Genomic DNA, 11,129 nt, shown 5'->3' on the forward strand with positions numbered 1-11,129 from the left:
GTCGGAATCTAAGGGAAATGCCCAAATCGTGGCGCGTTTGCCGATTTGGGATGAGTGATTGGTATTGAGTGGACTCCGGGCAGGCAACGAAATAATCATGAGGAACGGCATGAGTGTCAGGCGGCTCGAATCGATGCTCCCGTTCCTCAGCAGGGATCTCGCCGTCGATCTCGGTACGGCCAGCACGCGCATCCACGTGAGCGGCAGGGGCATCCTGCTCAACGAACCGTCCCTCGTCGCGGTCGATCCCGACACCGGGCAGATCGTCGCGTACGGCGCGGAGGCCAGGAAGCCGATGCCCGGGATGGTCACCATGCGGCCGGTCAGGAACGGAGTGATCGTCGAACCTGACGCGGCCCGCCAGATGCTGCGCTATTTCGTGCACAAGGTGCACGGGCATCCGTTCGCCAGGCCCAGGATGACGATCGCGGTGCCGGGAGGGATCACCTCGATCGAACGGAAGGTGGCGTTGGAGGCGGCCTATGAGGCGCAGGCCCGCCAGATCATCTTCATGGAGCAGCCGCTGGCGGCGGCGCTGGGTGCCGGTCTCGCGCTGGCTGATCCGATCGCGGCGATCGTCGTGGACGTGGGGCGCGGGACCACCGACGTGGCGGCGGTGTCGATGGGCAGGGCGGTGGCCGTCAGGTCGATGCGGACAGGCGGGGAGGCGATGGACAGGGCGATCACGCTGGAGGTCCGGCGCGCCTACGGGGTCGTCATCGACCACAGGACGGCGGAGTCGTTGAAGGAGGAGATCGGCGTGGCCTGCGAGCCGCCCGCGGACAGCCGGATGGAGGTGAGCGGGGCGCATCCGAGGCACGGTGCGCCGCTGTGTGCCACGGTGTCGGCCGAGTGCGTCCACGAGGCGATCGATCCGGCGGTCCGGGCGATCGTCGAGGCGGTGCGGGAGGTGCTCGAGTCGTGCTCTCCCGAGATCGCCGCCGACGTGGCCCGCCGCGGTCTGCTGCTGACAGGGGGCGGCGCGCGGCTGACCCGGCTGCCCAGGAGGCTCCGGCGTGACCTGGGCATTCCGGTGAGACGAGTGGCCACGCCCGAGTACACGGTGGCACTCGGCCTGGGCATGTGGGCGGCCCGAAACTAGCCGGGCATGCGCTCCAGCAGATTCTTCATGTCGTCCGCGTGCTCCTCCTCCTTGGCCAGGAGTTCCTCGAAGACCCGGCGGGTGGTGACGTCCTTGTCGCCGAGCCACTGGACGATCTCGGTGTAGGCGGCGACCGCGATCCGCTCGGCGACCAGGTCCTCCTTGATCATCTCGGTGAGTCCCTCGCTGGAGTCGTACTGCGAGTGCGAGCGCGCGGTCAGCGTGTCGGGGTTGAAGTCGGGCTGTCCGCCGAGCTGCATGATCCTGGCGGCCAGCTTGTCGGCGTGCTCCTGCTCATCGGCCGAGTGCTCCAGGAACTCGGCCGCGACCGACTCGGCCATGATGCCGGTGGCGGTGTAGTAGTGACGCTTGTAGCGGAGCACACAGACGATCTCGGTCGCCAGTGCCTCGTTGCACACCTGGATGACGCGTTCCAGGTCCGCGCCGTAGGCGTCGGTGATGGGACCCTTGCCGATCTCGGCCCTGGCACGCTCGCGAATGGTCTTGATGTCAGTCAGGAACTCAGCCATGGCCCGCATATGCCCTCCAGATCCGCAGTGACGCACCAACCCGCCACAAAGGATGTATCTGCAATTCGTTTCCAAGTGCGGCCTCCCACACTCGGAGCGTGAATGACGAGAAACCAGGAATCTGGGAGATGGCGGTCGTCCACCGCGTCTTCCGCAGGGAGTTCGGCGCGCTGCCCGCCTACATCAGGGCCGTCAGGGCCGGCGACACCGACCGTGCCGCGGTGCTGGCCGAGCATCTCCAGGACATGCTCACCGGGCTGCACCACCACCACGAGGCCGAGGACAGGATGCTCTGGCCGCTGCTGCTGGAGCGGGCGTCACTGGAGAAGGACCTGATCCACACCATGGAGGCGCAGCACGAGCGCGTCGCGGCCCTCATCCCGGCCATCGAGGAGTTGGTCCCCGGCTGGGTGGCGGAGGCCGCGCCCGCGCGCGGCGAGCGGATCGCCGCTCTGGTCGCCGAGCTGTCCGACGAGCTCGACGCCCATCTCCAGCAGGAAGAGGAGGAGATCCTCCCCCTCGTCACGCTCCACATCACGGTCGAGGAATGGGAGAGGCTCGGCGAGACCGGCCGTGACTCGATCCCGAAGGACAAGCTGCTTGTCAGCCTCGGCGCGATCCTGGAGGAGGCGACGCCGCGGGAGCGCGCCGCGTTCCTCGCCAAGCTGCCGGTGGTGGCCAGGATCGTGTGGAAGCTCGTCGGCCGCCGCCAGTACGCGGCGGCGACCAACAGGATCAGGACCTACGCGTAGAGCCTGAGCAGGTCTTCCTCGTTCTCGCGGCGGACGATCGCCCGGGCCGCGCCATCGCGTACCGCCACGACGGGGGGCCGTGGCACGTGGTTGTAGTTGCTGGCCATGGAGCGCTGGTAGGCGCCGGACACTGGTACGGCCAGCAGGTCGCCCGGCCGCAGGTCGCCGGGCAGCGGCAGGTCCCCGACGAGCACGTCGCCGCTCTCGCAGTGCTTGCCGACCACGGTGAACGGGCTGAGCGTGGCGTCGGAGGCACGGTTGGCCAGCGAGGCGGTGTAGGCGGCGCCGTACATGCCGGGCCGGGGGTTGTCGCTCATGCCGCCGTTGACGCTCACGTAGCGGCCCTTGATCGTGCCGACCTCGTAGAGCGCGACCGTGGAGGGCCCCGCGATGGACCTGCCCGGCTCGACGGCCAGGCGCAGGCCCGCCGTCTCCTTCTTCAGGACGGCGATCAGCTCGGCGGGCGTCGGAGGGGTGGCGTCGGACGGCAGGTAGGCGATGCCGAGGCCGCCGCCCAGGTCGAGCCTGGTGACGCCGACCTGAGAGGCGAAGCCGGCCATCTTGGCCGCGGCGGTGCCGAAGGCGTCCAGGTCGAAGATCTGCGAGCCGATGTGGGAGTGCAGGCCGTACAGCTCCAGTGAGGGTTCGGCGGTCACCCGCTCCACGGCGAGCGCGGCCGCGCCCGCGCTCAGTGAGAAGCCGAACTTGGAGTCCTCGCCGCCGGTGGCGATGAAGGCGTGGGTGTGCGGGTCGACGCCGGGCGTCACCCTGACCATCACCCGCTGCCTGACGCCGAGGTCGGCGGCGATCGCGGCGAGCCTGGAGATCTCGGTGAAGGAGTCGACGACGACGCAGCCGATGCTCCACTCGACGGCGCGGCGCAGCTCGGCGGGCGACTTGTTGTTGCCGTGGAAGACGACCCGCTCGGGTGGCATCCCTCCGGCCCTGGCGACGGCGAGCTCGCCGCCCGTGCACACGTCGAGCGAGAGCCCGAGCCCGTCCAGCCAGCGCACCACCTCGGGACAGAGGAACGCCTTGCCGCCGTAGTGGACGTCGCCGTCGGGCAGCGCGTCCAGCCACGCGCGGGCACGGGCGGTGAAGTCGGCCTCGTCGAGCACGTAGGCGGGCGTGCCGTACACCCTGGCCAGCTCCACCGCGCCGACGCCGCCCAGGTGCAGCTCCCCGCCGTCCCAGCCGGCGGTCTGGGGCCAAATGTCCAAGCTCATGGAGCGGAAGCGTAGGCAGATCCGATGCCTCGATGGTCTGAGCCTCGACGGATTCGTTGCTGAGGGTCGCATGCCTTCACGAGGCTTGGTGGCGGGTGGCGGGCTGGCCACCATGAGGTGCCATGCGAAAACACCTGGTCATCGCCCTGGCGGCGGTCTGCGCGCTGGGCGCGGGATGCGGGAGGTCCACCTCGGGCACGGCGGCGGCCCCCACGCCGCCCTCCTCGACGGGCAAGAGCGCCAAGGACCTCGTCCCCGACACCGTCAGGAAGTCGGGCGAGCTGCGGATGGCGACCTCGGAGGGCTACCCGCCGATGGAGATGTACAAGCCCGGCACCCAGGAGATGACCGGCGTCGACGCCGACCTGGCCGTCGCGATCGGCGCACGGCTCGGGCTGAAGACGCGCGTCATCAACGCCTCCTTCGACGGACTGATCCCCGGGCTGCAGGGCGGCAGATGGGACATCGCCATGGCCGCGCTCAGCGACCTGGAGCAGCGCCGCAAGGCCGTCGACTTCGTCGACTACTTCAACGCGGGCGGCGCGATCATGGTCGCGAAGGGCAATCCCGAGGGCATCAAGACCCTCGCCGACCTGTGCGGCAAGAAGGTCGTCCTGGCCAAGGGCAGCTCCAACCTGGAGATCGGCAAGCGCCAGAACGACAAGTGCGCCCAGAAGATGGAGATCATGCAGAGCGAGGACGCCCCGACCGGCCTGCTCACCATCGACTCGGGCCGTACGGTCGCCACGATCGTCGACTCGCCCGTGGCCGCCATGTACGCCAAGGAGACCGGCAAGTACGAGGTCCTGCCCGAGCAGTACGACGCGGGACCGTGGGGCATCGCCGTCGACAAGAAGCAGACGGGCCTGCGCGACGCCGTCGCGAAGGCGCTGCAGGAGCTCATCGACAGCGGCGAGTACGGGAAGATCCTGGAGAAGTACGGCACGACGCCGAACGCCGTCTCCAAGGTCACGATCAACACCGGCGCATGATGGACCTGGACCTCCGGATCGAGGCGGTGAAGCCGCCCAGGCCGGGGCGGCTCGTCGCGGCGGCGGTGGCGGCGCTGGTCATGGTGTGGCTGGCCTACACGGTCATCGTCAACCCCAACCTGCACTGGGACGTGATCGTCGAGTTCCTGCTCGACGGCCGCGTCCTCGGCGGCCTGTGGATCACGATCGCGCTGACCGCGCTGTCGATGGCGATCGGCGTCGCCATGGGCGTGGTCGCCGCCGTCATGCAGCTGTCGGACAGCCCCGTGCTGCGCGGCGCCTCGGGCCTCTACACCTGGTTCTTCCGCGGCACGCCGCTGCTGGTGCAGCTCATCTTCTGGTTCAACATCGGCCTGGTCTTCCCCGAGATCGGGATCGGCATCCCGTTCGGCGGGCCGATGTTCCTCCAGTGGCCGGCCAACGAGCTGATCACGCCGTTCACGGCGGCGCTGCTCGGGCTGACCATCAACGAGGGCGCCTACATGGCCGAGATCGTCCGCGCGGGCATCCGCTCGGTGGACCCGGGTCAGCGGGAGGCGGCCGAGTCGCTGGGCATGACACACCGGAAGATCCTGCGCAGGGTGGTGCTTCCTCAGGCGATGCGGGTGATCATCCCGCCGACCGGCAACCAGTTCATCTCGATGCTGAAGACCACCTCGATGGTCTCCGTCATCTCCGGCGCCGAGCTGCTGACCGTCTCGCAGCGCATCTACCTGGACAACTTCGAGGTCATCGCGCTGCTGGTCGTCGCCTCGGCGTGGTACCTGCTGCTCACCAGCGTGGCCACCGTCGGCCAGCGCTTCCTGGAGAGGAGGTTCAGCCGTGGGCACTAGCATGGTGAAGATCGAGTCGGTCAGGAAGCGGTTCGGGCCCATCGAGGTGCTGAAGGGCGTGAGCCTCGACGTGCCGCCCGGCGGGGTGGTCTGCGTGGTCGGACCTTCGGGCTCGGGCAAGTCGACGCTGCTGCGCTGCGTCAACAGGCTGGAGACGATCGACGCGGGCCGGGTGTGGGTGGACGGCGAGCTCATGGGCTTCACGGAGAAGTCCGGCAGGCTGCACCTGCTGCGGCCCGACGAGCTGTGCAGGCAGCGGCAGGAGATCGGCATGGTCTTCCAGCGCTTCCACCTGTTCCCGCACATGACGGCGCTGGAGAACGTCATGGAGGGCCCGTGCACGGTGAAGCGAGTCTCGAAGGCGGCGGCCACCTCGCACGCGCTCGCGCTGCTCGACCGGGTGGGCCTGGCCGACAGGGCGCGACATTATCCGAGACAGCTGTCGGGCGGGCAGCAGCAGCGGGTCGCGATCGCCCGCAGCCTGGCCATGAATCCCAAGGTCATGCTCTTCGACGAGCCGACCAGCGCGCTCGACCCCGAGCTGGTGCAGGAGGTGCTGCAGGTCATGCGCGACCTGGCGGCCAGCGGGATGACGATGATCGTGGTGACGCACGAGATGGGGTTCGCCAGGGAGGCGGGCGACCATCTGGTGTTCATCGACGACGGGCTGATCGTGGAGGAGGGGGCGCCGCGCGAGGTGCTGTCCAACCCGCGTCACGAACGCACCCGCGCCTTCCTCGGGCAGGTTCTGTGAACGGGCCGCTCCTTCCGAAGGGTACGGTGGCCACCCCGTGAGCCTCGACGTGCTGATCAGTGGCGGCCTCGTCGCCGACGGGACGGGCGCGCCGCTGCGCCGCGCCGACGTCGGCGTCTCCGGCGGCCGTCTCGTCCTGCTGCCCCAGGGCGGCCCCTCCGACGGCGGGGGAGCGCGGATGATCGACGCCACCGGGCTCGTCGTCGCCCCCGGCTTCATCGACGTGCACACCCACTCCGACGCGGTCACCCTGCTGGGCGCGGCGGGTAAGGAGCTGGCCGCGGCTCCCGTGCGCATGGGCGTCACCGTCGAGATCTGCGGCAACTGCGGTTCGAGCCTCTTTCCCGCGCTGCCGGAGCGCGTCTCCGCCCTGCGCAGGTCGAGCAGGGCAGGCTTCGGCGGCGATATCCCGATATTTCAGGACTACGGGGCGTTCGTGGAGGCGCATGAGCACGCCCCGAGGTCGAACCACCTGACCTCCCTCGTCGGCCACGGCACGCTCAGGGCGGGCGTGCTCGGCTACGAGGACCGCCCCGCCACGCGCGCGGAGCTCGACACCATGTGCGCGCTGCTGGACGACGCCCTGGCCGCCGGTGCGGCGGGCCTGTCCACGGGACTCATCTACACCCCCGGCACGTACGGCGACACCGCCGAGGTGGTCGCGCTGGCCCGCGTCGCGGCGCGGTACGGCAAGCCGTACGTCACGCACCTCAGGGACGAGATGTCCCGCGTCGAGCAGGCGCTGGAGGAGGCGGTCGAGATCGCGCGCGGCAGTGGGGCCGCGCTGCACGTCAGCCACCACAAAACCGCCGGCAGGCACGCGTGGGGCAGGACCGAGCGGACGCTCCCGCGCATCGCCGAGCTGCGCGCCCAGGGCATGGACGTCACCTGCGACGTCTATCCCTACACCGAGGGCAGCACCTCGCTGTCGGCGATGTTCCCTCCGTGGGCCAACGACGGCGGCACGGAGGCGCTCCTCGACCGGCTGCGCGACCCCGGCGAACGCGACCGGATGCGCAGGGCGATCGAGGACGGCGTGCCGGGCTGGGAGAACACGGTCGGCAACGGCGGATGGGACCGCATCTCCGTCGCCTGCGCCGCCAACCACCCCGAGGTCGAGGGCCGCACGATCGCCGAGCTGGGCGGCGACCCCGTGAACACCGCCGCCGAGCTGCTGCTCGCCGAGGAGGGCGAGGTGACGATCATCAGCCATTCGATGCGGGAGGACGACGTCCAGCGGGTGCTGGCCAGCGAGTTCGCCATGATCGGCTCGGATGGCGTGCCCAAGCCGGGGCACCCGCACCCGCGCCTGGCGGGCACCTTCCCGAGGGTGCTCGGCCGCTACTCCCGTGACCAGGGCCTGTTCCCGCTGGAGATCGCCGTCCACAAGATGACGGGGATGGCCGCGGACAGGTTCGGGCTCGAGGACAGGGGAGTGGTGCGCGACGGCGCGCACGCCGACCTGGTGGTGCTCGACCCCGCCACCGTTGCCGACGGCGCCACCTACGCTGACCCGCTGCTGCCGCCCGTCGGCGTCGAGGCCGTCGTCGTCGCGGGACGGCTGGCGGTGGAGCGCGGCACGCTCACCGAGGAGCGGCCAGGAAGGATCATCGGGCTGTGAACGACATCACGCTCGCCGTGGCGACACGCGACCTGGTGACGGGGGAGTTCCACGGCGTCAACGAGGACGTCGAGCTGCCGCTGGCCAGCGTCGGCAAGCTGCTCCTGCTGGCCGAGGTGGCGATGAGCATCGAGGGCGGCATCCTCCACCCCGACATGCCGCTCACGCTGCACGAGGACGACTACTGCGGAGGCTCGGGCCTGCTGCTGTCGCTGTCGGGCCGCAGCTGGACGATCGGCGATCTGGCTCTGCTCACCGCCGCGATCAGCGACAACACCGCCACGAACGCGCTGCTGCGTAGGGTCGGCGTCGACAGGGTCAACGCCGCGTCAGCCGCTCTCGGCCTGTCGAGGACCAGGCTCCTCGACCGCATCAGGGAGCCGCGCGGTCCCGGCGACCCGCCGACGTTCGCGATCGGCACCGCCGCCGAGCTGGCCTCGCTGGCCGCGCTCGTGGCGGGCTCGGACGGCTGGCAGGTGCTCATGCGGGGCTGGATGCAGCAGAACACCGACCACAGCCTCGTCCCCGCCCTGGTCAGGCACGATCCCGAGGGCGGCTGGCTGGCCAACAAGACCGGCACGGACGACGGCATCAGGTCCGACGTCGGGATCATGGACAGGCGGGTCGCCTACGCCGTGCTCGCCCACGGTCCCTCGGGCGCCGAGCACGAGCTGGCGGCCGCCGTACGGCAGGCGGGGCTGGCCATCGCCGAGCGGATCTCAGCGCAGTGAGGGCTCCAGCGAGTTCCTGAGCTGCGCGGAGGCCGTGCGGAGGTAGGCCAGGAAGGACCGGGCGGCCGGATTCGGGTTGGTCGGCCGCCTGGCCACGCCGATCCTGCGGAACAGGTTCGGCGTGGCCAGGCGGCACGTCTGCAGCCCGGTGGCGCCCATCAGGCCGAGGCTCGGCACCAGCGCGACGCCGAGCCCGGCCCGCACCAGGCCGATCGTCACCTCGTAGTGGTCGCTGCGGCAGCGGATCCGCGGCGAGAAGCCCTCCAGCGTGCTGGCCCGCTCGAGGATGGAGACCGGGTGCTCGGCGCCGAACGTGGTGATCCACGGCTCGTCGGCCAGGTCCGCCAGCCGTACCCTCGGCCGCTGGGCGGCGGCGTGCCCTGTCGGGACCACCAGCAGCTGCGGCTCGTCGAACAGGTGCACCACCTCCACCCCCTCGGGACACTGCCACGGGTCGAGGGCGTGCTCGAAGACCACCAGCACGTCGAGCGCACCCCGCTCCAGGTCGGGCAGCAGCTCGTACGGCTGGCCCTCCACCAGGTCGAGCGCCACCTTCGGGTACCTGGAGGCGAACCGCGACAGCGCCAGCGGCAGCAGCCGGTAGCCGGCGGAGGCGAAGAAGCCGATGCGCAGCTCGCCCGCGTCCACCCTGGCCTGGGCGAGCAGGTCCTTCTCCGCGGCCTCGATGATGTCGACGACCTCCTGCGCGCGGATCGCGAGACGGCGGCCCGCCTCGGTCAGGCGCAGGCTCTGGGCGTTGCGCTCGACGAGGCCGACGCCCGCCTCCTGCTCCAGGCGCGACAGCTGGTGGGACACCGCGGAAGGCGACAGCTTCAGCACCCTGGCCGCGCCCGCGATGCTGCCCGTCCTGAACACCTCAAGCAGGACACGCAGTCGGTTACTACTCAACACGTGACCAAGCGTATGAGCCTGATCACCGAACCGCAGCACGCGCCGGCGAGTCTCACCAGGTATGAAAGCCACATCCACCGTCGCCGCCCTGCTGGGAGCGGCGTTCCTCACCCCTGCGGCCGCCTCCGCGTCCACTGCCGCGCACACTGCCGCCTCCTCGGCGGCGCCGGCGCGGTGTACCACCGGCGTCCTCAAGGGGGCCCTCGGCCGCGAGGACGCGGGCGCGGGCCAGCGCCACCAGGCGCTCCTCCTGACCAACAAGTCGGCCAAGTCCTGCTGGGTGTACGGCTTTCCGGGGCTGACCATGGTCGACGCCGAGGGCGACGCGCTGCGGACCCGGGTGGTCAGGAAGAAGGCGACGCCGCACAAGGTGATACTGAAGCCGGGCAAGGCGGCGACGTCGACGGTCAGCTGGACCGTCGTCGAGACCGGCGAGGAGACCTCGTGCCCGGCCTCGGCCAAGCTGCTGGTCTACCCGCCGGACGAGCGGTCGCACCTGGAGGTCCGCTTCGTGTCCACCGTCTGCGGCGGCGGCCGGCTCAACGTGACCCCGTTCACCGCCCGCTGACCGGACGCGGGGGACGTCAGACCTTCGAAGGGCCGTCGGAGACGACGATCTCGTGCCGGTCGCCGGGAGCGAGGAAAGCCAGCAGCCGCGCCGCCTCCTCACCCGCCTCCGTGGGGTCGAAGGGCTCCCACCGGTGGATCGTCAGCGTGGTGGTGCCCTTGGATCGCGCCGTCGTCCAGTCGCCGGCGGGGAACCCGTCCACCAGGATCGTCCGCGGCTGCACGTTGTACGGGACGAAGCGCCTGAGGACGTCCACGTGCTCCACCACGCGCGACCTGTCCTCATGGGAGAGGAACAGGTTGTCGAAGTCGTACATGAACCGCACCGGCACCGGCAGGTCCTCGGCCGGCAGCTCGATGTCGGGAAGGTCGTAGAGCACCCGCCCCCCGGCGTCGCGGTAGGTCACCAGGTCGAGGGAGGCGACCACCTCTCCGAGGCGGGTCAGCCCCGACCACGTCTGCACGTCCTTCACGCTCGCAGGACCGAACGACTTCAGGTAACGCAGCACCAGCTCGCCGGCCGTCATCGGCGGCGTCTCGAACCCCAGCCACCCGTCCGCGGCGGTGTGCGCGATCGGCCCGCTCTTGCCCCACAGGCCGCGCGGCGGCACCTGCACCAGCGGCACCAGCCACCGCACGCCCTGCCCGAGCGCGTGCTGGTCGTTGTCCGGCCAGCGCTCGCCCAGCGCCCTGCCGAGTTCGGCGAAGGTCATCGCCCTGTCCTCCAGCAGCGACCTGGCGAGCGTCTCCAGCTCGTCGAGGTCGACGCCGGCCAGCTTCCTGCCGAACGTGGTGCGGGTCATCCGTTCGGTGACGATCTGGACCAGCGGCCGCATCGCCAGGCAGTCACGCGCGCTGACCAGGTGGATGGTCGAGCGCTGCAACGCGATGCGGACGATCTCCCTGCGTTCGAGCAGGTCGGCGGCCTGCTCCGCCTTGAAGCCCTCGATACGGTTCCACAGCCCGGTGTACCAGGAGTGCGGGGTCTGCGCCTGGAGCCCCGCCAGGTGCTCGATCACGTCGATGACCGGCATCGTGGTCCTGCGGATGAGGAGCTGCCGGTCGAGGGTGGCGCGGTTGAGCGCGCGGCGGCTGAGCACGGGATCCAT

Annotated in this window: 12 protein-coding genes; 8 read left to right on the forward strand and 4 right to left on the reverse strand. The window is 70.4% G+C overall.

The annotated features are described in order from the left end of the window. Positions 1–109: 109 nt before the first annotated feature. A complete protein-coding gene (mreB, locus tag AB0B45_RS07260; RefSeq protein WP_358126699.1) occupies positions 110–1,102 on the forward strand; it encodes a rod shape-determining protein MreB in 993 nt (330 codons plus the stop codon). Here mreB and AB0B45_RS07265 read toward each other — a convergent pair. Next, a complete protein-coding gene (locus AB0B45_RS07265; protein ID WP_358126701.1) occupies positions 1,099–1,641 on the reverse strand; it encodes a ferritin-like domain-containing protein in 543 nt (180 codons plus the stop codon). The two genes, mreB and AB0B45_RS07265, sit on opposite strands and share 4 nt — an antisense overlap. Positions 1,642–1,730: 89 nt before the next feature. Here AB0B45_RS07265 and AB0B45_RS07270 point away from each other — a divergent pair, with 89 nt between their 5' ends. Then, a complete protein-coding gene (locus AB0B45_RS07270; RefSeq protein ID WP_358126704.1) occupies positions 1,731–2,384 on the forward strand; it encodes a hemerythrin domain-containing protein in 654 nt (217 codons plus the stop codon). On the opposite strand, the gene lysA is transcribed toward AB0B45_RS07270, so the two are convergent. Beyond that, a complete protein-coding gene (gene lysA / locus AB0B45_RS07275; RefSeq protein WP_358126707.1) occupies positions 2,375–3,610 on the reverse strand; it encodes a diaminopimelate decarboxylase in 1,236 nt (411 codons plus the stop codon). The two genes, AB0B45_RS07270 and lysA, sit on opposite strands and share 10 nt — an antisense overlap. 122 nt (positions 3,611–3,732) lie before the next feature. Between lysA and AB0B45_RS07280 the strand changes: the two genes are divergently transcribed. From AB0B45_RS07280 to AB0B45_RS07300, 5 genes are read left to right on the forward strand one after another with little or no spacing between them, the layout of a single operon-like run. After that, entirely contained in the window at positions 3,733–4,602 is an 870-nt protein-coding gene (locus tag AB0B45_RS07280) for an ABC transporter substrate-binding protein (protein ID WP_358126710.1), read from the forward strand. Next, the gene (locus AB0B45_RS07285; protein ID WP_358126712.1) at positions 4,599–5,435 is read left to right on the forward strand and encodes an amino acid ABC transporter permease; all 837 of its coding nucleotides are present in this window, start codon (positions 4,599–4,601) and stop codon (positions 5,433–5,435) included. Before AB0B45_RS07280 ends, AB0B45_RS07285 begins: the two co-directional genes overlap by 4 nt. A 1-nt stretch (position 5,436) precedes the next feature. Then, positions 5,437–6,189: an amino acid ABC transporter ATP-binding protein gene (locus AB0B45_RS07290; RefSeq protein WP_358127557.1), complete on the forward strand. Its 753-nt coding sequence runs from the start codon at positions 5,437–5,439 to the stop codon at positions 6,187–6,189. Positions 6,190–6,226: 37 nt separating this feature from the next. Further along, a complete protein-coding gene (locus AB0B45_RS07295) occupies positions 6,227–7,810 on the forward strand; it encodes an amidohydrolase family protein (RefSeq protein ID WP_358126715.1) in 1,584 nt (527 codons plus the stop codon). After that, positions 7,807–8,541, forward strand: coding sequence for a serine hydrolase (locus AB0B45_RS07300; protein ID WP_358126718.1), 735 nt, complete (start codon positions 7,807–7,809; stop codon positions 8,539–8,541). Before AB0B45_RS07295 ends, AB0B45_RS07300 begins: the two co-directional genes overlap by 4 nt. On the opposite strand, the gene AB0B45_RS07305 is transcribed toward AB0B45_RS07300, so the two are convergent. Beyond that, on the reverse strand, positions 8,530–9,453 hold the full coding sequence (locus AB0B45_RS07305; RefSeq protein ID WP_358126721.1) for a LysR family transcriptional regulator: 924 nt from the start codon (positions 9,451–9,453) through the stop codon (positions 8,530–8,532). The genes AB0B45_RS07300 and AB0B45_RS07305 overlap by 12 nt on opposite strands. Before the next feature lie 61 nt (positions 9,454–9,514). On the opposite strand from AB0B45_RS07305, the gene AB0B45_RS07310 reads away from it, so the two are divergent. After that, a complete protein-coding gene (locus AB0B45_RS07310; protein ID WP_358126723.1) occupies positions 9,515–10,021 on the forward strand; it encodes a DUF4232 domain-containing protein in 507 nt (168 codons plus the stop codon). A 16-nt stretch (positions 10,022–10,037) separates the two neighbouring features. Here the strand turns inward: AB0B45_RS07310 and AB0B45_RS07315 are convergent, their stop codons facing one another. Beyond that, positions 10,038–11,129 (reverse strand): winged helix DNA-binding domain-containing protein, encoded by a 1,092-nt coding sequence (locus AB0B45_RS07315; protein ID WP_358126726.1) that lies wholly within the window; start codon positions 11,127–11,129, stop codon positions 10,038–10,040.

This window comes from Nonomuraea sp. NPDC049152, assembly GCF_040648355.1.
Taxonomy (GTDB): Bacteria; Actinomycetota; Actinomycetes; order Streptosporangiales; family Streptosporangiaceae; genus Nonomuraea.